Source organism: Methylorubrum podarium (genome assembly GCF_040270385.1).
GTDB lineage: Bacteria > Pseudomonadota > Alphaproteobacteria > Rhizobiales > Beijerinckiaceae > Methylobacterium > Methylobacterium podarium.
Map to the genome: position 1 here is coordinate 103820 of NZ_JBELQE010000091.1, position 21058 is coordinate 124877.

A 21058-nucleotide genomic window follows, 5' to 3' on the forward strand; every position below is an offset into this window, starting at 1 on the left:
GATGGGCGAGGGCGGCGAGATGGACGGCATGGCCGAGGGGCGCGGCCTCCTCTCGGATCAGATCCGCAATGCCCTGACGGACGAGATCGCCTCGGGCGTCCTCGCGGCGGGGATCGCCCTCGACGAGCAGGATCTCGCCGACCGCTTCGGCGCCTCGCGCACCCCCGTCCGCGAGGCTCTGCGCCAGCTCGCCTCCAGCGGTCTCGTCGAGATGCGGCCGCGGCGCGGCGTCGTCGTGACCCGCATGACCCCCGAGCGGATCATGGAGATGTTCGAGACGACCGCCGAGTTCGAGGCCCTGTGCGTGCGTCTCGCGACCTACCGGATGACGCCGCTCGAACTGAGCGCCCTGATGGACCTGCACGAGCAGTCGGCGGAGCCGGTGGCGGCGCAGGACTACGACACCTACGACGCCCTCAACCGGTCCTTCCACGAGGCGCTCTACCGCGCGACCCATAACGGCTTCATGGCCGAGCAGGCGCTGGCGATCCGCTCCCGCCTGTCGGCCTTCCGCCGGACCCAGCTGCGCCAGGGCGAGCGGATCCTCCGCTCGCGCGCCGAGCACGGCGAGATCCTGCAGGCGATCGCGGAGGGCGACGGCGACGCCGCGGCCCGGCGCATGCGCGCCCACATGCTCAACGCCGCGAGCGCGCTCGGCCGCTACGTCGCGGACCACGCGAGCGCGTGAGGGTCCGGACCTTATCCTGGAGTGTCCGGCCTGCGCGGTTTCAGCGCGGGCCGAAACCGTTCGGCCCGTCGCGGGTAGCCCCATCGCGCGTCGATCGACGCGACAGGACAGGAGCGGGCCGGAATGGGACACAAGCCGCTGCGCGAGCAGGTCATCGTCGTCACGGGAGCATCCAGCGGGATCGGGTTGGCGACCGCGCGGATGGCCGCGCAACGCGGCGCCCGGGTCGTGCTCGCCGCGAGAAGCGAGGAGGCCCTGGCCGAGGCCGCCGCCGCGTTCGGTCCCCGCGCCACCTACGTGGTCGCGGATGTCGGCCGGCGCGAGGACGTTCAGGCCATCGCCGATAGGGCAATCGCGACCTTCGGCGGCTTCGATACCTGGGTGAACGTCGCCGGCCTGACGGTCTACGGTCCGCTCCGCGAGATCACCGCCGAGGACCACGAGCGGCTGATCCGCACCAATTTCTGGGGCACGGTGTACGGCTCGCTGGTTGCCGCGGAGCACCTGCGCGAGCGCGGCGGCGCAATCATCAATGTCGGCAGCATCGCCTCGGATCTCGCCTTCCCGTTCCAGGGTCTCTACGCCGCTTCGAAGCACGCGGTGAAAGGCTTCACCGACACCCTGCGGATGGAATTCCGCGCGGAGGGCGCGCCGGTCTCCGTCACGCTGGTGAAGCCCGCCTCCATCGATACGCCGCTGCCGAACCGGGCGCGCAACTACATGGACCGCGAGCCGACGCTGCCGCCGCCGATCTATCCGCCGCGGGAGGTGGCCAACGCGATCCTGCACGCCGCCGTGCACCCGCAGCGGGACATCGTGGTGGGCGGAGGCGGCAAGCTCTTCGTCATGGGCAAGGAGTTCGCCCCCGGCGCCTACGACGAGCTCGCGCCGGCCATCATCGCCCTGCAGAAGCGGTCGGAATCGCCGAGGAACCCGGAGGGCGCGCTGCACGCGCCTCGGGGTGCCGGCCGGGAGCGGGGCGATCCGCCGGTCTACGTCATGCGCACGAGCGCCTACACCCGAGCGACCCTTCACCCTCTCGCCACGGCCGGGCTGGCCGCCGGCCTGGCGGCGACGGCCGCCCTTGTCCTTGGCGGGCGGCACATCGGCCGCCGGTCCTGACGCGCCCCGCCCGAGGTCAGGCGGCCTGCTCGCCGGCGTAGCGGCGGCAATGCTGGAGGTAGCCGACCTCGTGGCGGCCGGCGAGGTCGACCACGCTGGACCAGAGCCAGGACGGCGCCCCGTCCTCCACGCGGGCGCCACCCGTCACCTCGGCGCGCCAGCCCGAGCGGACGGCGTCGTCCATCTGTCGGCCATGCGCCTTGCCGACCACGTAGGCGAGGTAATGCGCCGCCCGGACCGCCTCGTCGCGGCTGAACTGATCGATATCGAGCTTCAGATCCTGCGGCGCGAGTTCACGCATCACGACCGGCTTGCCGAGGAGATGTACCGGCAGCATGCGTTCGCCGAGGTTCGGCGAGAGGGCCCGTGCGCCGGCCACCACGCGCTCGGCCGGGTCCGACGGCATCGCCGCGCCCGGCGCGGGCGGTGCGGCGGGCTCGACCGCCTCCTTCAGATCCACCAGTGCGAGGCGCTGCTTGTCGCGGGACCCGGCGATGCCGATCAGCGCGGCGTAGCGCAGGAAACCGAGCGAGCTGCAGCCCTTCATCCAGTAGGCCGCGTCGATGAGGTGGGCCTCGGCCTCCTCGCTCCGCCCGCTCAGTGCCAGCACGAGGCGGCGCACCTCGTCCTCCTGAAACAGATCTTCCAGCGCCCGGCGCTCCTGCGCGTCGAGAGCCCAGAATTTGCGTCCCAGCGGAATGGCCGGCTCCACCCTCTTCAGGCGTTCCCGCGCGAGGTGTTTCCAGTGCCGACCGAGGGCGCGGCGGCGCACCGAGCGCACCACGTCGGGCTCGGGAGGCTGCCGGTTCTCCTCATCCCCACCCAGGCCCACCGCGTAGCCCGCGATCATCTCCTCCAGCATCCGGGCCGTGACGACGCCCGGAAGGTCCGAGCCGCGGGCGGCGCTCGCGAGCGACAGCCCGAGGCGGACGAGGTCGTGCGTCGGGTTGCCGATCACGGTCTGGTCGAGATCCCGGATCTGGATGTCCACCCGCCCGTCGGCGTCGGCCAGCGGACCCAGGTTGCCGAGATGACAATCACCGCAGATCCAAACCGGAGGCCCCTCCGGAAGGGTGCCGCGCGGAAGGCCGTCCAACCACTCGTAGAATTTCAGGGTGTTGCCGCGAACGTAGGCGTGGGCCGACCGGGCCATCTTGAGCGTGCGCTGCCGCTCCAGCACGATCGCACGCTGCTCAGGACCATACGCGTCGTTCACACGCATCAAGACACCTTCAACCCGCAGGCCGCGCCCGTCGCGCGGTGAAGCGTCAACGCGCGCGGGCCGATCCCTGTAGCGCGGCCGATCGTCCCCAGCCCGGATTATGGTGAGCCAGAGAACGTGTCGATGGCCGGGGCTGCCGAGTAGGATCAACCTCGAGCGAGAGACCGGCTTCTGGACCTGCTGTCGGCCGATCCCTGCGCATCCGCCCGGTGGACGCATCGAGAGCACGTGTGCGAGATGCATCGCAAGGACGCGTCGGGCGTCGACCGCCCTGGTTGCATGAAGAGGCTTATCACTACGATTGCGCAGCATTCGCCGAATGTATCGGGACCGGCCAGACTAAAACTATGATGTGATGACAAACTTCCTTCCTGCGCTGGCAAGGACAAGGACGTCTAGCGCTGATTGACACCTTCAGCCTGACCATGTGACGAGAGCGAATGCCGGCGACCCGACCCTACGGATTTTCCTCCTCTCGCGGCGTGAGTGCTGTCTCCGGCGAAGAGGCCGTCTCGGGTCGAGACGACCCGACGGTTGCGTTCACCCAATCCGGTCAACGGGTCGTGGGCGGACGGGTCGCGGCGCCTATTTCCATCAATCCTATCGAATCCAGGAACCCTGCGCGTGACGGACGCTGAGGTCGAGGAACTCCGCCGGCATGTGGCGGCGCTCGAAGCCGAGAATGCGCGCCTGCGTGAAGCGCTCAAGGATCAGGACCGCGGTTCCGACCCCGACCCGCACGCGACCCCGGCCTCCACACTGGCGGCCAGTCCGGCGCGGCTGCGGGAGGCGCTCACCATCGCCACGGTGGGCGGCATCTACTTCGACCTGAATGGCCGGCTCCTCGACGCCAACGACGCCTTCCTGGCCATGGGCGGCTACAGCCGCGAGGACCTCAATGCCGGGCGGCTCAGCTGGCAAGTCCTGACACCGCCCGAGTGGCTCGACATGTCCTGGCGTGCCTTCAACGACCTGAAGACCACGGGGCACACGTCACCGTACGAGAAGCAGTATTTCCGCAAGGACGGCTCTCGCTTCTGGGCCTTGTTCGGCGCCACGCTTCTGGACGACGGCCGCGGGTTCGAGTTCGTCGTCGACATCACGGACCGCAAGCAGGCGGAGGCGGAGCTTGCCGCGCGCGAGGCGGAACTCCGGCTGATCGCCGACGCGATGCCGGTGCTGATCGCCTTCATCGACCGCGCCTTCACCTACCGCTTCGCCAACGCGGCCTACGAAACGTGGTTCGGCCGCAGGCCCGAGCAGGTCGTCGGCCGCACGATCGCGGAACTCCTCGGCACCGCCGAGTTCGAGGCCCGCCGCCCCTTCATCGAACAGGCCCTGGCCGGCGCGGACATCCACCTCGAGCGGTCGTGGCCGCATCCGGATGGCCAGCCGCGCGAGGCGGCGATCCGCTACATTCCGAGCCGCGACTCGTCCGGTGAGGTCACCGGCATCTACGTGTTCGTGCAGGACATCACGGACCGCAAGCAGACCGAGGAACTGCTGGCCTCGCGGGCGCTGCAGCTCGAAGCGCAGGTCGCCGAACAGGAAAAAGCGCGGGACCGCATTTGGAACCTGTCGCCGGTGCTCAAGTTCGTCGCGCGCCACGACGGCGAGATCCGATCGGTGAATCCATCCTGGACGCGCTCCCTCGGCTGGTCGGAACAGGAGACCCTCGGGCGCAACGTGCTCGACTTCGTCGCCCCCGAAGGACGGCGGCAGGCCGCCTCGGACCTGATGCTGGGTGCCGCGACGCCCTTGTCCGGCGACATCGAACTCACGTTGCTCACCAAGGGGAACGGCCCCCGCCACGTCTCCTGGACCGTCGTGCCGGGAGACGACCTCCTCTTCGGCTTCGGCCGGGACATCACCGAGCAGCGGGTGGCCGAGGAGGCCCTGCGGCAGTCGCAGAAGCTGGAGGCTGTCGGCCAGCTCACCGGCGGCGTGGCGCACGACTTCAACAACCTGCTCACCATCATCCGCTCGTCCGTCGACTTCCTGCGCCGGCCGGAGCTGCCGGAGACCCGCAAGGCGCGCTATCTCGACGCCGTGTCCGAGACGGTGGACCGGGCGGCGAAGCTGACCGGACAGCTCCTCGCCTTCGCCCGCCGCCAGACGCTCAAGCCCGAGGTGTTCGAAGTCGCCGGGCGGCTGCACGCTGTCGCCGACATGCTCGACACGGTGACGGGCGCCCGCATCCGGGTCGTGACGCAGGGCCTGGACATCCCCTGTTTCGTGCGTGCCGACATCAGCCAGTTCGAGACCGCGCTCATCAACATGGCGGTCAACGCCCGCGACGCCATGGAGGGGGAGGGCACCCTCACGCTACGGCTGGTCTGCTCCGTGCCGATGCCGCCGATCCGCGGGCATGCCGGCGGTCCCGGCCCCTTCGCGGCGATCTCGCTGTCCGACACCGGAGCGGGCATTCCCCCGGACCGGATCGGCCGGATCTTCGAGCCCTTCTTCACGACGAAGGAGGTGGGCCGCGGGACCGGGCTCGGCCTCAGCCAGGTTTTCGGCTTCGCCAAGCAATCCGGCGGCGACGTCTCGGTCGAGAGCGTGGTGGGATGCGGCACCACCTTCACCCTCTACCTGCCGGAAACCGAGGCCGCACAGGAATCGGCGGAGACGGGGCGCCCGGGCGACGCGCCGCCGATCGGGGCCGGCCAGCGGATCCTGGTGGTCGAGGACAATGTCGAGGTCGGGCGTTTCGCGACGCAGATCCTTCAGGATCTCGGGTTCGAGACCCGCTGGGCGGCGAATGCCGAGGAAGCACTGGACGCGTTGGGCTCCGAGGACGCGGCCTTCGAGGCGGTCTTCTCCGACGTCGTGATGCCGGGCATGGGCGGGATCGAGCTGGCCAAGCGCCTGCGCCGCACCCACCCGCATCTGCCGGTGATCCTCACCTCGGGCTACAGCCACGTGCTGGCTCAGGAAGGGGCGCACGGTTTCAACCTGGTGCAGAAGCCCTACTCGGCCGAACAGGTCTCGCAGGCCCTGTGCAAGGCGATCAGCCCGCGGGTCCGGCACGGACGAGTCGGATAGACTTGACGCGGGAGCCCGCGTACCGGCCCCGCGCATCGGACGCGACGTTCCGCGCTCATCCGTCTCGAACGGGAGTCGGCGATCGATGACACCATCCGCCCGTCCCGTGTGTTATCGCCGACGCTGACGCGGGATTACGCGGCGTTTACGCTGCGCTCGCGCGCAACCGCCGGACACGGCATGGGAGCTTCGTTGGAACCGATGGCCGAGGCGATGGAGACGACGGGCGCTCGATCCGGTTCCGACACCCGGATCTCCACCGGCATCGCCGGCTTGAACGAGATCCTCGGCGGCGGCCTGACGCCGGATCGGCTCTACCTGCTCGAAGGCACGCCCGGCACCGGCAAGACGACTCTCGCGCTGCAGTTCCTGCTCGACGGAGCGGCCCGGAACGAGCGCAGCCTCTACGTGACGCTGTCGGAGACCGCGGACGAACTCCGTGCGGCGGCGGCGAGCCACGGCTGGTCGCTCGACAACATCGACGTCTACGAACTCGTCAACGAGCTGGGTCTCGATCCCGACAGCGAGCAGTCGATCCTGCACCCGTCCGAGATCGAACTCGGCGAGACGGTGCGGGAGGTCATCACCCGGGTCGAGAGCCTCAAGCCCGAGCGCGTGGTGTTCGACAGCCTGTCGGAACTGCGTCTGCTCGCGCAGAACCCGCTGCGCTACCGTCGCCAGATCCTCGCCCTGAAGCACTTCTTCTCCAAGCGGTCCTGCACGGTGCTGATGCTCGACGACCGCACCTCGGAGGCCGGCGATCCGCAGCTCCACAGCATCGCGCACGGGGTGATCTCACTCGATCAGATGCCGCGGGAGTTCGGCTCGGAGCGTCGGCGCCTGCGCATCGTGAAGATGCGCGGCATCAAGTTCCGGGGCGGTTACCACGACTTCGTCATGGAGACCGGCGGCATCGAGGTCTTCCCGCGCCTCGTCGCTGCCGACCATCACGCGACCTTCGACGCGCAGGCGCGGTCGACGGGCTCGCCGGAACTGGACGCCCTGCTGGGCGGCGGCCTCGTGCCCGGCACCAACACGCTCCTGCTCGGCCCGTCCGGCGTGGGGAAGACGACGACCGCGATGCGCTGCATGCTGGCCGCACTCGATCGCGGCGAGACGGCGACGTACTACCTGTTCGACGAGGGGCTCGGCACCCTGATCGCCCGCGCCGCCCTGCTCGGCATGGACCTGAGGCCGCATCTCGATTCGGGGCGTCTCACCCTCACGCAGATCGACCCCGCGGAACTCTCGCCCGGCGAGTTCGCCGCGATCGTCAGGCATGCCGTCGAGCAGCGCGGATCGACCTTCGTCGCCGTCGACAGCCTGAACGCCTACCTGCACGCGATGCCGGGCGAGGAGTACCTCGTCCTGCAGATGCACGAGCTCTTGAGCTACCTGAATCAGAAGGGCGTGACGACGCTCCTCGTCCTGGGGCAGCACGGCGTCATCGGCGAGGTCCGCACCGATATCGATCTGAGCTACCTGAGCGACTGCATCCTGCTGTTCCGCTTCTTCGAGGCGAGGGCCGAGATCCGCGCCGCGCTCTCCGTGGTGAAGAGCCGGGTGAACGCCCACGAGCGCACGATCCGCGAGTTGCGGCTCTCGTCCGAGGGGCTTCGCGTCGGCGAGGCGCTCGACGATTTCGAGGGCGTGCTCACGGGCCTGCCGGCCTATCGCGGACGGGTGGCGATGCTGAGGGATGCGGACGCGCCGGGGGACGAGGCGTGAGCGCATCCCCGGAGGAGCGCGTCCTCATCCTGGCCCCGCGCGGGCGGGATGCCGCGGTAGTCGAGCAGGTGCTGCACCGCTCGGGCATCGCCAACGCCGTCTGCGCGGACGTGACGGAATGGGTCGCGTGCCTGCAGGAAGGTGCCGGCACCGCGATCGTCACCGAGGAGGCCCTGGCCGACGGCGACCTCGCGGCGTTGTCCGCCTGGCTCGACGCGCAGCCGCCGTGGTCGGACTTTCCCTTCGTCGTGCTGGCCACGCGCCAAGCCGGCCCCCGGGCGCGGGGCGCGGCCGAATCGCTGAAGCGGCTCGGCAACGTGGTCCTGCTCGAGCGGCCGATCAACGCCGAGACGCTGACGAGCGCCGTCCTGTCGTCCCTGCGCGCCCGCCGCCGCCAGTACCAGGCGCGGGAGCACCTGCGCGAGCGGGAGCGGGCGCAGGAACAGCTTCGGCTGGCGAACGAGGAGCTGGAGCGGCGCGTGGCCGAGCGGACGCGCGAGCTCGAAGCGGCCCACGAAACCCTCGCCTTCGCCCTCGACGCGGCCGGGATGAGTTCGTGGGACATCGACGTCTCGACCGGCCTCCACCGCCGCTCGCCGCGCTTCGATGCGGTGTTCGGCTACGAGGGCGCGGGGCGCGCCTGGGATCGCGAGACCTTCCTCGATCACGTGCTGCAGGAGGATCGCGGGATCGCCGAGGCGGCGTTCGCGGGCGTCGTCGAGACCGGCAAGCTCGACCTGGAATGCCGGATCCGGCGCGCCGACGGAGCGGTGCGCTGGATCGCCATGCGCGGGCAGGTCAAGCGCGACGAGGCCGGCCGGCCGCTGCGCGTCGCCGGCATCCTCATGGACCGCACGGAGCAGCACGTCACGGAGGAGGCGCTGCGGCAGGCGCAGAAGATGGAGGCCATCGGCCAGCTCACCGGGGGCGTGGCGCACGACTTCAACAACCTGCTCACCGTCATCGTCGGCGGCCTCGACATGATGCTGCGGCGCCCCGATCAGACCGACCGGGTGAAGCGCTTGGCCGAGGCGGCCATGGGCGCGGCGCGGCGCGGCGAGCAGCTGACCCAGCAGCTGCTCGCCTTCTCCCGCCGCCAGATGCTGCGGCCACAAACGCTCAACCCGAACCGCCTGTTGCTGGACTTCCGGCCGCTCGCCGAGCGCGCCGCCACCGGTGCCGTCGAGCTGGCCTTCGATCTCGATCCGGCGCTGGACCCGATCCGCATCGACCCGGCGCAGTTCGAGGCGGCGGTGCTGAACCTGATCGTGAACGCCCGCGACGCCCTGGAGGGCCGCGACGGACCGGCGCGCATCACGGTCACGAGCCGCAACGTCCGGCTCGGCACGGCGGCGGTGGCGGACAAGGGGGTGCCACCGGGCCCCTATGTCGTGATCTCGGTGACGGATACCGGCAGCGGCATCCCGGCCGACAAGCTCCAGCGCGTCTTCGAGCCGTTCTTCACCACGAAGGAGGTCGGCAAGGGGACGGGACTCGGGTTGAGCCAGGTCTACGGCTTCACCAGCAGCGCCAAGGGCTTCGCGCAGATCGAATCAGAGGTGGACCGGGGCACGACGATCAGCCTGTACTTTCCGCGCTCGACCGACCCGGCCGGCGAGGAGATCGGGACCGGCGCGATCGGCGCCATTCCGCTGCGCCGCGCGGGCGACGGCGAGACGGTGCTGCTCGTCGAGGACGATGAACAGGTGCTCGGCATGGCCGTGGAGAGCCTCGAGGAGCTGCGCTACCGGGTCATCGTGACCCGCAACGCCGCCGAGGCGCTGGAGCACCTGCGCGGCGTCGAGCGCATCGATATCCTGTTCTCGGACGTCGTCATGCCCGGCGGGATGAACGGCTCGCAGCTCGCCGCCGAGGCCCGGCGGGTGCGCCCGGACATCAAGATCCTGCTCACCTCAGGCTATGTCGCCAATCTCGACGAAGGGCAGGTCCTCGGCCAGGGCGAGCTCCCGGTGCTCAACAAGCCCTATCGCCGCGACGAGCTCGCGCGGTCGCTCCGCCTGGTGCTCGGCGGCGAGAGGGCCTGACACGCCGCCGGTCGATCACCTTGGGCATCGCCTAATCCCGTCATCGCGAGCGGCAGCGAAGCGATCCAGTGCGCGACCTCTCCGGAAGGCGCGCGCCCTGGATCGCTTTCGCTGAGCCTCGCGATGACGGAGGAGAGACCGAAGCGATCAAACGGAAATGGTATCACTTGCTGAGATCGATCACGCCGCGCTTCGGCGGTGACCGCTCCGGTGCCTTGCCGCCGCGACCCAGCCATTCGGGCGAGTCCTTGAAACTCGTATTCGGCGGGACCTTGCTGTCGAGTTGGTCCCGCTCCGCCTGGGCCGGGGTCTCGATCGGCGGGATCGGCGCGGATTGCGGGTATTGCGCCGCCGGTCCGCGCTGCTGAAACCCGTCGATGCAGCGCCGGAGCGCGATCGGATCGGTGATGAAGGTGCACTCGTTCACGTTGGTGATGGCCTGAGCCAGGCCGATCCCGGGCGGGACCGAGAACAGGATCGCGAGAGCGGGCAACATCCATCGCATCGGCAGCCTCCCGTTCGTGACGCCCCGGCCTCGGCGATCCGGCCGCACTCAGCGCCCCGCCGACGGTGCGACCTGCCGGATCTCGACCTCGCTCGGCTCGCTCGGGCGGGGACGCTTCGCCTGCACCTGCGGCGCCGCGGTGGCGGCCTGTCCGCGTCCCGCACCGGCCGCGCCGGCGGGAAGGGCGGCGGCGCCGGCATTCGCGCCCTTACCGTCGATCCGCCCGAGGCGGACCTTGACGCCGCGAGCGGACCGCGCCGCGGTGTCGTAGTCGCACTCGTAGGTAATCCGCACCCACTGACCCTGCGGATTGAGGAAGCGCACCGAGTCGCCGCGGAACTTCACGACGGTGTCCGTCCCAGCGGGCGGCTCGGCTTCTTGGAAGATGGAGCCGGTCGGCCGGTTCATCCACTCGAAATCCATCGGTGCCTGGCGCTCGATCCCCGGCACGCAGGCCTGCACGGCGGCAGGGATGGCCTGGCGCGCGCAGGCCGCGTCGCAGCCCGCTCGGGCGGCTTCGGCCGGGGCCGGCTTGGCGTCCGGCTTGGCATCCTGGGCAGAGGCCGTGACGGCACCGAGCCCGAGCCAGGCGACGCAGGCGAGGGCGCGGAGAAACTCAGCCGGAGGCACGGCGCAGCCCGCCCCCGGTCCAGCCACGTTCCGTGTCATCCGACGAACTCTCCCTTATCCGCGTCAGCGCCGATCCCCGGACGCGGCCTCCGTCCACCGGCGCCGACAGATAGACGCCATTCTCAAGCTAAACCACTCTCGTCCGGATGAAGCGGTCCGGTTTCTGGCCACCGCATTGTAGATTTTCGGCGTCCGTTGCGGAAATGTAAATCGAGAGGGCGCCTGAGACCAATCGACGGCGGCGTATGGCCATCGCTAGACCGCAATCCGCAGCCGTCATCGTCATCCATCAATCCTGCTCACACCGCGGCCTGCCTGAACGCAGATCATCGCAAAACCTGCGAAGCACGCGCGTCATATTTTTCCGTCAACGTTGAACATCGGCCATCGGCGAGAACTGACAGACGCGGGCGAGCAGCGCGACCAGTTCGGGCTGGCGCGAGGTTCCGGTCTTGCCGAAGATCGACGCCAATTGGGTGCGCAGCGTCGCGATACTCACATTGCGGCTCTGCGCGATGGTGGCCAGCGGGATCCCCCGGCTGAGCTCCGCCGCGAGACGGCCTTCGGCCGCCGTGAGACCGAAGATCTTCTCCAGCGCCGGGGCGCAGACCTGGGTGCGGACGGCGAGGTCGATCAGGATCAGCAGGCGATGGGCCTCCCCCATGGCGGTGATGTCCATGGCCTGGAAGACCAGCCGCTGATCGCTGCGCGGCCGTTCCAGTTCGACCGTGCCGAACGGCTCGGTCAGCGCATTGGAGATCATACGGCTCGTAAACAGCTCAGCGTCGATGGGCGTCGTCTCGGAGACATCGTCGGAAATGATCTTCCTTGCCAACATATTGCAATCGATCGTCTTGCCACGACAATTGATCAATACGGCTGCCGAGCCAACTTTATCGAGAACATTGAGAAGCGCGTATTTATCCGGCATCCCGAGCGATCTCTATGGCGATATATCAATATATTTTTTGCCGGCGCCGCATTGCACGGTTATCCGCTCGCGGCATCGACCTTCAAGCGACATTCGTCTGAACGATATCATTATAGATCGAGTGATGCATTCGTGCCACTACCTGCAACTGCCGAACATCTGACTTTTTGCGCGCCGTCAAACTACGTATGACTTGAAATGGATGGAGCGTAGATTGGTAGCTCGACTCCGTATTTCTATAATATCACGATATTGCTGCAGGTTCCACTGCAAAACAGCATTAGATCAATCTCAGAACTTCGTTTCTACCGACGCCGGCTCGAAAACATTAGCGAACATCAAGATTAAGAGTAAAGCTTGGTGCAGGCCGCCATTCTGCTCTCAGCACGGCAGGCGCGGCCGGAGAATCTCTTTCTGAATACTCAGCGCAGTCATCGACCGCCGTGCGAATGCTTTTGCAGAATCAAACCCAAACAAGCGCCTCGTGCCTTGCCGAGGTTAACCTAAACAATCCGTTTCCACCCAAAACGGCATCTTATCATTCGAATGGATGATGCGGTTTTCGCCTGTCTCCCGTATTTAACGCCTCGTTAACAACTTCACAGAGCAATCGACGGATTTGCCGAGCTGGTCAACAGCCGGTTAATGAACCCGAACCGACTGCCGAGTGACAGATAAAATCAGCAGGGGAACAGTCATGCGGCATCTTTCGATTGCAACGGTCAGCGTTCTGGCCATCCTCGTTGCTTCTCCCGCTTTCGCGGCCGGAAACAACAATGCCAAGTCCGAGCAGAAGGGGACTGCCAACAAGCTCGAGCTCATCCAGACCGGCGTCGGCGGCAAGATGGACGTGACGCAGGACGGCAGCGACAACGGCACGGGCTACGGCGCCAAGGGCACCCAGAACGGCGGTAGGAACAACAGCCTCACCGTGACCCAGACCGGCGATCGCAACGCGTTCCAGTCGCTGCAGCTCAACGGCAAGAGCAACACGATCGACCTGACCCAGAGCGACAACAACAACACCGCGGGTCTCGGTCAGTCGGGCGGCGAGCGCAACGCCACGAAGGTCATTCAGCAGGGCCTCAACGGCGTCACCGATACCGGTCACACCTTGGCCACGGCACAGACCGGCGGCTCCGACTCGGTGATCGACGTCGGGCAGCTCGAGTATCACCAGACGGCTTTCGCGACGCAGGACAACGCGAAGGACCAGTCGACGATCTATATCCGGCAGACCGGATCGGATCATTTCGCCTATGGCGACCAGCAGGGCACGAAGAACTCGACCGCCTACGTCCTCCAGGCCGGACGCGCGGACAACGGCTACGTCGTTCAGCAGAACACCTCGGGCACCACCGGCATGGTGCTGCAGAATGGCGACCGGTCGGTCGCGGTCCTGTATCAGGGCAACAATTCGAACAATTCGACCGGTCTCATCAACCAGGTCGGCAACGACAACACCCTGTTCGCCGCGCAGTCGAACAGCAGCGGCAGCGGCATCTGGGCTTCGCAGTTCGGCGACCGCAACTACGGCCTGATCACGCAGTCGGACTCGAACAACAGCAACATCATCCTGGCGCAGTACAGCACCGACAACCGGGCGACGATCGAGCAGATCAATTCCAACGCCGCGACCGTCTCCGTCACCCAGCTGGGCGGGACGTTCAACACGGCGACCGTGACGCAGAACACCTCGTCGAACGCCGGCATCTATCTGATCCAGAACGGCAACAACAACGACGCCACTCTCAGCCAGACCCGGTCAGCGGCCAGCACCATCACCGGCTTCCAGAACGGCGACGGCAACGTCCTCGTCGCGTCGCAGAGCTACAACCCGAACAGCGTGATCAACAGCACGCAGACCGGCAGCGGCAACCGCGCGACGATCACTCAGACCCGCTAAGACGACGGGACGCGCCTGGGCGTGGCCCCCTGCCTCGGCAGGGGGCCACGCTTCGTTCTTTCGGACCCGAGTGACCCTGTCCGCGTCCGATCGTTGTGCCGAGAAGGGGCGTGTCATGACCGCGTCCGGCGACGTTCCGCCACCGATCTCCTGTACCCTGCTCGAGCATCGTGCGGGCTCGCAGGTTCAGATCGAGGTCCGTCTCCGTTCGGACAGCGCCCGGACCGGCACCTATCGCCTGCAGGTCGTGAAACAGGGGCGCTCGGGGTCGGCGCAGATCAACCAGGAATCGGCGTTCTCGCTCGATGCGGGGCGCTCGGTGCGCATCGATGGTCCGAGCCTGTCGTTGGAGCCCTCGGCCTCCTACCGCGCCATTCTCTCCGTGAAAGCCAACGATATCACCTACACCTGTGAACGAAGCGGACCGGAGCCGACCGACAGCCTGTAAGTCTGATGTCACGCACCGAATCGGGCTGTTGCAGCCTGATCACGCTAAGCCTCATCAGTCTGCTTGATGTCCTATACCGGGCATGATTCCATTTGACTTGAGGAATGCCATCAGATGAAGGTGGCGAGGGGGACCTGGATCCCGCTCGGTACTGGATATCGACGATGCACAGGATGCATGTTCGAGTAACCAGTTTCGGAAGAAGATGATTCATAAAGTCGTGTTACAATCAAGCCGATCGTCCATGAAAGAGGGAGCGGGGATATGAGCAGTCCGGCACGTGCCGTATCTCGCCGTCGTGCTCTGTGCTGTGCTTGCGCGGGCCTCCTTCTGACCGGCCTTCATTCCGCGGCCGATGCCCAGCAGGCAGGCGTCCCGATCGAGTATCCCACGATCGGCGGCATTCAGATCCCGATCAGGATCCTGCAGCCGGACAGCGGGGCGGTCGGCGGAGCCGGCCAGCTCGCGTCGAACAGCCAGACCGGGATCGGCAACAGCACTGAGATCAGCCAAGCCGGCCAGGGCAACCGTGCCGGGATCGTGGCAGTCGGCAACGGCAACACGGCGCTCATCGGCCAGCAGGGGCTCAACAATGTCGGGCAGGGGACCCTGACCGGCAGCGGGCTCAGGCTCGATCTGCAGCAGATCGGCGCCGGCAACGTCGCCGACCTCGGCGTCAACGGCCCGGCCGGGGGCAGCCTGACGGTCCTGCAGCGCGGCGACGGCAACACGGCGACCGGATCGGTACCGGGGAGTCGCGACGTGAGCGTGACCCAGCTCGGCAACGGGGCCTCGGTCGACGTCAGTCAGGGCGGCGTCCCGAAGAGCATCATCATCAACCAGGTCCGCGCGCGATGAGCCGGACAACGCTGCACCGTGTCTCACGCGATTCCCACGGCGCCGCGCCCTCGCGCGCGGCCCGCACGGGACGTCGCGTGAGGCGTTGCGGAGCCGATCGAGGGGCAGGGGCCAGATCATGAAGACACGCATCCTCGCGGTCGGCGCCGCGATCCTGTTGCTGGCCGCTCCCTCCCAGGCCGGCAATCTCGTGTACCAGGCGGCGAACCCGGCCTTCGGCGGAAACCCGCTCAACGGCAGCTGGCTGCAATCCGAGGCGCAGGCGCAGAACATTCCGCAGGCGGCGCAGCAGCGCCAGCAGCAGCTGTTCAGCACGGGTACCTCGCGAGGTATCTCGACCCTGACGCCGGGACAGATCTTCGCGCAACAGCTCCAATCCCAGCTGTACAGCTCGCTCGCCAACCAGATCACCCAGGCGATCTTCGGAGAGAACGCGCGCCCGAACGGGACCTTCGTGTTCCAGGGCACGACGATTGAATTTCTGAGGGTCGGCTCGGACGTGCAAGTCACGATCAACGACGGCCAGACGAAGACGCAGGTGGTCGTCCCGGCGACACCTTAGAAGAACTGGATCTTCGCAACGACGTCTGGCTGCGCAAGCAGCATCTTCGAGTACGCGTGACGACGGTCGTCACGACTCTCGCAATCAAACGACTCGAAGGCCGCACCAAGCGGCCCGGTCGTGGCCGGGATTGCTGATCTGATGTGGGCTGAACCTTCATTCCGCCGGGGCATGACAGCCGGCGCTCTGCTGCTCGCGATGCTCGGGCTCGGTGGCTGCGTGGCGGTCGGCGAGCGCGAGCCGCTCAACGAGGCGCCGACCGTCACCGAGACCTCGCCGACCGGCCTGAATCTTGAACTGCTGCCGCCGCCGGTGAAGGCGGTGGACCTCGCCGTCTACAGCTTCCCCGACCTGACCGGCCAGAATAAGCCGAGCGACAACTTCGCCGAATTCTCGCGGGCCGTGACCCAGGGCGGCGCAGCCTTTCTCGTCGATGCGCTGCGCCGCACCGGCGGCGGCCGCTGGTTCCGGGTGGTCGAGCGCGGAAGCCTCGCCAACATCCTTCAGGAGCGGCAGCTCATCCGCGCGACCCGCCAGGAATTCGATCAGGACCAGGCCAAGCCGCTGCCGCCGATCCGCTTCGCCGGCCTGCTGGTCGAGGGGGGCATCCTCGCCTACGACGCGAATTTCGTGACGGGCGGGATCGGCGCCCGCTATCTCGGGATCGGCGGCGACATCCGCTACCGGCGCGACGTGGTGACGGTCGGCATGCGCATCGTCTCCGTGCAGTCGGGCGAGGTGCTCACCAGCGTCACGACGACGAAGACGATCTACTCGATCGGTCTCAACACGAACACATTCCGCTACGTCGCGGTCAACAAGCTGTTCGAGTTCGATGCGGGCGTGACGCGCAACGAGCCAACACAGTTCGCCGTGCGCGAATCGATCGAGCTCGCCGTCTACGCGACGCTGATGGAGGGGGCTCGCAAGGGGCTCTGGAAGTTCCGCGATCCGGCGATCGGGCAGCGCCTGCTTCAGGACTATATCGAGCGGGACAAGCCGCTTCCGCCCGCAAGCGCGAACGCCGAGGTCGTCCAGGAAGCCGTCGTGGTCGCGAAGAACTGAGGCGATGCGCGGCCGGCTCCCATGGATGGCGGCGGCACTGGCGGCGGCCGTCCTGACCGCGTCCCCCGCGCGCGCTGAAAACCGCGCCCGCGTCGCGGTCCTGGATCTCACCGCACCGGTCCAGGCCAACGCTGCGAGCGAATCGCCGAGCGGGGGCGTCATCGCCATCGTCGAGACGATCCCACCGGAGGTCTCCCTCTCGACACTCTCGACGCTGATCGCCCGGGCGGCGGTCAGCAACGGCGTGCCGTCGGACTTCCTCCTGCGGCTGCTGAAGCGCGAGAGCGGCCTGAACCCCCTCGCCGTCAGCCCGAAAGGCGCGCTCGGGATCGCCCAGTTCATGCCGGGAACGGCGGCCGAGCGCGGTCTGAACGATCCGTTCGACCCGGTTCAGGCGATTCCGAAGGCGGCCGAACTCCTGCGCGACCTGCGGCAGCGCTACGGGGACTGGGCGCTGGCCGCCGCCGCCTACAATGCGGGGCCCGGCCGGGTCGATGCCTGGCTGCTCGGCCGCGTGGAACTGCCGAGGGAGACGGTGGACTACGTCGCCCACATCACCGGCGTGAACGCGCCGAGCTGGACATCGGCCTACCGTCCGGCCGGCCCCGCCTGGCCGCTCCAGATCGCGTCCTTCGCCGCACCCCTTCCATTGCTCAGCCTCACATCGGACCCGATCGCCATCCGGATCACCGGCCGCCGCGGCGCCTCAGCCGATGCGAAGCGATCGATGAAGCCGACGGACGGCGCCATCGCACCGCTCTCGACGGCTCAGCTGAGCGCTGCGGCCGGCGGCGTCCTGCGTCCGGCGGTGGCAAGGAGCGCGAGCAGCCCCTGCGCCGCCCTGCTCAACCCGGCCGCGCAATGTCTCAACTTCAGCCGGTATTGATCGGCACGGCGCGACGTCCATCGTTACGAACGGAAAGCGCCCCGCGGTCCTCTCGGATTCGACCGCGCACCGGTCTCCCGCGTCAGCGGCCCTGCCTCAGGGTGATCTGGTTGAACGAGCCGGATTGGGCGATGACCGCGGTGTTGGAGAAGCCGCTCTGTGTGACGCGGATGACGTTGCCCATTCCGGTCTGCGTCGCGTCGATGCGATTGGACTGCCCGTCCTGCACCCCGTAGAACGCATTCCCCTGGCCCGGACTCGATGCGGTGTCGATGCTCGTCGAGACGCGGTTCATCGTGTTGCGAAGGGCACCGTTCTCGAGATCCTGCATCGTTGCGTTGGATTGCGAGAGCAGGGCGGAGAGATCCTGAGCGCGTACGGACCCGGATATTGTCGTCAGGGCAGCGCAGAGGGCAACGATCGGAACAATTTTACGCATCGGGCACGATCCTTCTCGTCGCCCGAAACTCCGGTTTCCCCGTTAAAAAACCTTGTATAGCCGCAAGGCCGTCAACAACCGGAAGTCCTCGTCCACCGAAGATCGCCGGAAAGCCTGAAAAGGACGGCGAACCGTCGCGGCCACTTCAGACTTGGCTTGCGCTGCGGACTCGATCGAAGCGCTGTCGTCATGTCGCGTGTGGGAGGCGTGGCCGCAGGACCGGCACCCGGGTGAGGGTCGCCGGAGCCGGCTGGGCGGCCTTGCCGCATCAGCTGTTGGCGAGGCGGCTCAGCGTGTCGGTCAGCGTCAGCGCGAACAGGATCGCGAGCCAGAACAGGCCGCAGGCGGCGGCGAGGCGCACCAGGGTGTCGGCCCGGTCGAGCCGCATGAACAGCAGCGCCACCAGGCCGGCCTGACTCGCGGCGATGCCGAAATTGAGGACCGTCGACCAGGGAGCGGGCGCCGCGTAGGCCGAGAACAGGCTCAAGGCCGTCAGCGCGAGCAGGAGGACCCAGACGACGAGGCCGCGCCGCCAGATCGTCCCCACGGATCGTTGCGTGCCCGATCTCATCCACCGCGTCCGTCGAGGTAGAGCATGGGGTAGAGCACGATCCAGATCATGTCGACGAAGCCCCAGTAGAGCATCGCCACCTCGACCTGGGGGCTCTCGAACAGGAAGCCCGGCGCCCGCCACTCCTTCCAGATCAGGCGGAGGACGAGGCCGATGCCGATCGACAGGTGGATGGCGTGGATCGCGGTCGAGAGCCAGTAGAAGCCGAAGAAGAGCTGCGTCGCGGGCGCCGCGAGGGCGAAGCCGGCGCCGGGCACGAGGTGACGCTCGATATCCTCGCGATATTCCAGCCCCTTTACCACCAGGAAGGCGAGGCCGAGCAGGGCCGTGGCGGCGAGGCACCCGAGCGTCAGGCGCCGCAATGCCTCCCGCTCGGAGGCCTGCGCGGCGATCGCGGCGCAGAGTCCGCTGGTGAGGAGGAGCGCGGTGTTGAGCGTGCCGTAGACGATGTTGGTCTCGCGCGCGGCGGCGGCGAAATCCGCGGCGTGCTCCAGCCGCATCGCGGTGTAGAGCAGGAACAGTGCGCCGAAGAACAGCACCTCGCTGGCGATGAAGACCCAGATGCCGAAGGTCGCCCCGGCCCGCTGGTGAGCGAAGGCGCGGTCCTCCGCGAGGCGGAGTTCGTCCCACGGCTCGCGCAGGTGGCGCTTGGCGGCCGTGCCGAGAACATCGCCGCCCGTGCTCACGTCAGCGCCCCCTCTTCGGCGATGCGCGGCTCGTCGCCGGGCGGCGTCGCCTCCGGGTGATAGTCGTAGGGCGGGGCGAGGACCTGCGGGTTGCCGAAGAAGTTCTGCCGAGGGGGCGGCGAGGTCGTGCGCCATTCGAGCCCGGTGGCGTTCCACGGATCGTTGAGGGCGCGGCGTCCGAAAAACAGCGACCAGGTGAGGTAGCCGAGCGGCATCAGGTAGGCCACCGCGAGCACCGCGGCGCCCGAGGAGGAGAGCACGTTCCAGACCTGGAATTCCGGTGGATAGCTGTAGTAGCGCCGCGGCATGCCGAGATAGCCGGCGATGAATTGCGGGAAGAAGGTCAGGTTGAAGCCGAAGAACATCAGCAGGGCGGCAAAGCGTGCCCAGCTCTCAGGATACATCCGTCCCGTCACCTTCGGCCACCAGAAGTGCAGGCCGGCGAAGTAGGCGGACACCGAGGCGCCGACCATGATGTAGTGGAAGTGGGCGACGACGAAATAGGTGTCCTGCACGTGCACGTCGATCGGCACGGAGGCGAGGAACAGGCCGGTCAGCCCGCCCATGGTGAACAGGCCGAGGAAGCCGAGGGCGTAGAGCATCGGCGATTCGAAGCCGATCTGGCCGCGGTAGAGCGTGGCGGTCCAGTTGAACACCTTGATCGCCGAGGGCACCGCCACGATGAAGGACAGGAACGAGAACACCAGGGCGGCGAACGGCGACATCCCCGAGGTGAACATGTGGTGGCCCCAGGTGAAGAAGCCGATCACCGCGATCGCCACCAGGGCGTAGACCATGAAGGAGTAGCCGAAGATCCGCCGCCGGGCGTAGCAGGTGATGACCTCCGAGATCACGCCCATGGCCGGCAGGATCATGATGTAGACGGCCGGGTGCGAGTAGAACCAGAACAGGTGCTGGAACAGGATCGGGTCGCCGCCGCGGGCCGGATCGAAGATCGGCAGGTTGAAGGTGCGCTCGGCGATGACGAGAACGAGCGTCAGGGCCAGCACCGGCGTGGCGAGCACGAAGATCAGGCTCGTCGTGTACATCGCCCAGACGAAGAGCGGCAGGCGAAACCACGTCATGCCGGGCGCCCGCAGGAAATGGACCGTGGCGATGAAGTTGACGCCCGTGGCGATGGTCGAGAAGCCGGAGACGAACACGCCGAGCACGGCGAGCGTGACGAAGGTGTTCGAGAACACCGTCGAGTAGGGGACGTAGAAGGTCCAGCCGGTATCGATCCCACCCGCCAGCACGGCCGCCAGCGTCAGGAGACCGCCGGCGAGGTTGAGATACCACGAGATCAGGTTGAGTTTGGGGAAGGCGAGATCGCGGGCGCCGATCATCAGCGGCAGCAGGAAGTTGCCCATCGTCGTCGGGATCGACGGGATGAGGAAGAACCACACCATGACGATGCCGTGCAGCGAGAACAGCTTGTTGTAGGTGTCCGCGCCGACGACGTCGCCTTGCGGCGTGAACAGCTCCAGCCGTACCAGGGTCGCCGCCGCGCCGCCGATGAAGAAGAAGAACGTGATCGACAGCGCGTAGAGGATCGCGATGCGCTTGTGATCGGTGGTGAGCAGCCAGGACGCGACGCTGCGCCCCTCGGCGAGGTAGCTGACCGGCAGGCCGAGATCCAGCTCGCGCGGGTTGGCCAGCGTCGAGGCGTCGGAGGAGGCGCCGCTCATCGGGCAGGGCTCCCGGCAGGGTGTGGGATGCGC

General features: G+C 67.6%; 19 protein-coding genes. 11 read left to right on the top strand and 8 right to left on the bottom strand.

The window, feature by feature from the left end:
• Nucleotide 1 precedes the first annotated feature (1 nt).
• Together ABS772_RS18090 and ABS772_RS18095 are read left to right on the top strand one after the other, a co-directional pair.
• Nucleotides 2-688 (top strand): GntR family transcriptional regulator, encoded by a 687-nt coding sequence (locus ABS772_RS18090; RefSeq protein WP_350396240.1) that lies wholly within the window; start codon nt 2-4, stop codon nt 686-688.
• Between the two features lie 123 nt (nt 689-811).
• A complete protein-coding gene (locus tag ABS772_RS18095) occupies nt 812-1810 on the top strand; it encodes an SDR family oxidoreductase (protein WP_350396179.1) in 999 nt (332 codons plus the stop codon).
• Nucleotides 1811-1826: 16 nt separating this feature from the next.
• Here the strand turns inward: ABS772_RS18095 and ABS772_RS18100 are convergent, their stop codons facing one another.
• A complete protein-coding gene (locus tag ABS772_RS18100) occupies nt 1827-3032 on the bottom strand; it encodes a DUF2252 family protein (protein WP_350396180.1) in 1206 nt (401 codons plus the stop codon).
• A 624-nt stretch (nt 3033-3656) separates the two neighbouring features.
• On the opposite strand from ABS772_RS18100, the gene ABS772_RS18105 reads away from it, so the two are divergent.
• The 3 genes from ABS772_RS18105 (at nt 3657) to ABS772_RS18115 (ending at nt 9850) form a co-directional block, all read left to right on the top strand.
• The gene (locus ABS772_RS18105; RefSeq protein WP_350396182.1) at nt 3657-6077 is read left to right on the top strand and encodes a PAS domain S-box protein; all 2421 of its coding nucleotides are present in this window, start codon (nt 3657-3659) and stop codon (nt 6075-6077) included.
• A gap of 201 nt (nt 6078-6278) precedes the next feature.
• Complete coding sequence (locus tag ABS772_RS18110; RefSeq protein WP_350396242.1) at nt 6279-7805, top strand: ATPase domain-containing protein; 1527 nt, start codon at nt 6279-6281, stop codon at nt 7803-7805.
• Nucleotides 7802-9850, top strand: coding sequence for a PAS domain-containing hybrid sensor histidine kinase/response regulator (locus ABS772_RS18115; protein ID WP_350396183.1), 2049 nt, complete (start codon nt 7802-7804; stop codon nt 9848-9850). The genes ABS772_RS18110 and ABS772_RS18115 overlap by 4 nt, the downstream gene beginning before the upstream one ends.
• A gap of 163 nt (nt 9851-10013) precedes the next feature.
• Here the strand turns inward: ABS772_RS18115 and ABS772_RS18120 are convergent, their stop codons facing one another.
• The 3 genes from ABS772_RS18120 to ABS772_RS18130 form a co-directional block, all read right to left on the bottom strand.
• A complete protein-coding gene (locus ABS772_RS18120; protein ID WP_350396184.1) occupies nt 10014-10346 on the bottom strand; it encodes a hypothetical protein in 333 nt (110 codons plus the stop codon).
• Nucleotides 10347-10403: 57 nt separating this feature from the next.
• A complete protein-coding gene (locus ABS772_RS18125) occupies nt 10404-11024 on the bottom strand; it encodes a hypothetical protein (protein WP_350396186.1) in 621 nt (206 codons plus the stop codon).
• A gap of 328 nt (nt 11025-11352) precedes the next feature.
• Nucleotides 11353-11916, bottom strand: coding sequence for a helix-turn-helix transcriptional regulator (locus ABS772_RS18130; protein ID WP_350396187.1), 564 nt, complete (start codon nt 11914-11916; stop codon nt 11353-11355).
• A 697-nt stretch (nt 11917-12613) separates the two neighbouring features.
• Between ABS772_RS18130 and ABS772_RS18135 the strand changes: the two genes are divergently transcribed.
• The 6 genes from ABS772_RS18135 (at nt 12614) to ABS772_RS18160 (ending at nt 17641) form a co-directional block, all read left to right on the top strand.
• A complete protein-coding gene (locus ABS772_RS18135) occupies nt 12614-13822 on the top strand; it encodes a hypothetical protein (protein WP_350396188.1) in 1209 nt (402 codons plus the stop codon).
• Between the two features lie 115 nt (nt 13823-13937).
• Nucleotides 13938-14270: a curli-like amyloid fiber formation chaperone CsgH gene (csgH, locus tag ABS772_RS18140; protein ID WP_350396189.1), complete on the top strand. Its 333-nt coding sequence runs from the start codon at nt 13938-13940 to the stop codon at nt 14268-14270.
• Between the two features lie 264 nt (nt 14271-14534).
• A complete protein-coding gene (locus tag ABS772_RS18145) occupies nt 14535-15128 on the top strand; it encodes a hypothetical protein (RefSeq protein ID WP_350396191.1) in 594 nt (197 codons plus the stop codon).
• 118 nt (nt 15129-15246) lie between these two features.
• Nucleotides 15247-15690, top strand: coding sequence for a curli production assembly/transport component CsgF (locus tag ABS772_RS18150; protein WP_350396192.1), 444 nt, complete (start codon nt 15247-15249; stop codon nt 15688-15690).
• Between the two features lie 171 nt (nt 15691-15861).
• Entirely contained in the window at nt 15862-16755 is an 894-nt protein-coding gene (locus tag ABS772_RS18155; RefSeq protein ID WP_350396193.1) for a CsgG/HfaB family protein, read from the top strand.
• A gap of 25 nt (nt 16756-16780) precedes the next feature.
• Nucleotides 16781-17641 (top strand): lytic transglycosylase domain-containing protein, encoded by an 861-nt coding sequence (locus ABS772_RS18160; protein ID WP_350396195.1) that lies wholly within the window; start codon nt 16781-16783, stop codon nt 17639-17641.
• Nucleotides 17642-17723: 82 nt separating this feature from the next.
• Here ABS772_RS18160 and ABS772_RS18165 read toward each other — a convergent pair whose 3' ends face one another.
• From ABS772_RS18165 to ctaD, 4 genes are all read right to left on the bottom strand, one after another.
• Nucleotides 17724-18080 (bottom strand): curlin repeat-containing protein, encoded by a 357-nt coding sequence (locus ABS772_RS18165; RefSeq protein WP_350396196.1) that lies wholly within the window; start codon nt 18078-18080, stop codon nt 17724-17726.
• A gap of 268 nt (nt 18081-18348) precedes the next feature.
• Entirely contained in the window at nt 18349-18627 is a 279-nt protein-coding gene (locus ABS772_RS18170; RefSeq protein WP_350396197.1) for a cytochrome C oxidase subunit IV family protein, read from the bottom strand.
• Nucleotides 18628-18647: 20 nt separating this feature from the next.
• Nucleotides 18648-19337, bottom strand: a complete 690-nt coding sequence (locus tag ABS772_RS18175) for a cytochrome c oxidase subunit 3 (protein ID WP_350396198.1) — start codon at nt 19335-19337, stop codon at nt 18648-18650.
• The gene (gene ctaD, locus ABS772_RS18180) at nt 19334-21025 is read right to left on the bottom strand and encodes a cytochrome c oxidase subunit I (RefSeq protein ID WP_350396199.1); all 1692 of its coding nucleotides are present in this window, start codon (nt 21023-21025) and stop codon (nt 19334-19336) included. The genes ABS772_RS18175 and ctaD overlap by 4 nt, the downstream gene beginning before the upstream one ends.
• Nucleotides 21026-21058: the final 33 nt, after the last annotated feature.

Bases quoted from the DNA above. Each gene is read 5' to 3' on its own strand.
- ABS772_RS18090 (WP_350396240.1), top strand. From the start codon at position 2: ATGGGCGAGGGCGGCGAGATGGACGGCATGGCCGAGGGGCGCGGCCTC.
- ABS772_RS18095 (WP_350396179.1), top strand. From the start codon at position 812: ATGGGACACAAGCCGCTGCGCGAGCAGGTCATCGTCGTCACGGGAGCA.
- ABS772_RS18100 (WP_350396180.1), bottom strand. From the start codon at position 3,032: ATGCGTGTGAACGACGCGTATGGTCCTGAGCAGCGTGCGATCGTGCTG.
- ABS772_RS18110 (WP_350396242.1), top strand. From the start codon at position 6,279: ATGGCCGAGGCGATGGAGACGACGGGCGCTCGATCCGGTTCCGACACC.
- ABS772_RS18120 (WP_350396184.1), bottom strand. From the start codon at position 10,346: ATGTTGCCCGCTCTCGCGATCCTGTTCTCGGTCCCGCCCGGGATCGGC.
- ABS772_RS18125 (WP_350396186.1), bottom strand. From the start codon at position 11,024: ATGACACGGAACGTGGCTGGACCGGGGGCGGGCTGCGCCGTGCCTCCG.
- ABS772_RS18130 (WP_350396187.1), bottom strand. From the start codon at position 11,916: ATGCCGGATAAATACGCGCTTCTCAATGTTCTCGATAAAGTTGGCTCG.
- ABS772_RS18135 (WP_350396188.1), top strand. From the start codon at position 12,614: ATGCGGCATCTTTCGATTGCAACGGTCAGCGTTCTGGCCATCCTCGTT.
- csgH (WP_350396189.1), top strand. From the start codon at position 13,938: ATGACCGCGTCCGGCGACGTTCCGCCACCGATCTCCTGTACCCTGCTC.
- ABS772_RS18145 (WP_350396191.1), top strand. From the start codon at position 14,535: ATGAGCAGTCCGGCACGTGCCGTATCTCGCCGTCGTGCTCTGTGCTGT.
- ABS772_RS18150 (WP_350396192.1), top strand. From the start codon at position 15,247: ATGAAGACACGCATCCTCGCGGTCGGCGCCGCGATCCTGTTGCTGGCC.
- ABS772_RS18155 (WP_350396193.1), top strand. From the start codon at position 15,862: ATGACAGCCGGCGCTCTGCTGCTCGCGATGCTCGGGCTCGGTGGCTGC.
- ABS772_RS18160 (WP_350396195.1), top strand. From the start codon at position 16,781: ATGGCGGCGGCACTGGCGGCGGCCGTCCTGACCGCGTCCCCCGCGCGC.
- ABS772_RS18165 (WP_350396196.1), bottom strand. From the start codon at position 18,080: ATGCGTAAAATTGTTCCGATCGTTGCCCTCTGCGCTGCCCTGACGACA.
- ctaD (WP_350396199.1), bottom strand. From the start codon at position 21,025: ATGAGCGGCGCCTCCTCCGACGCCTCGACGCTGGCCAACCCGCGCGAG.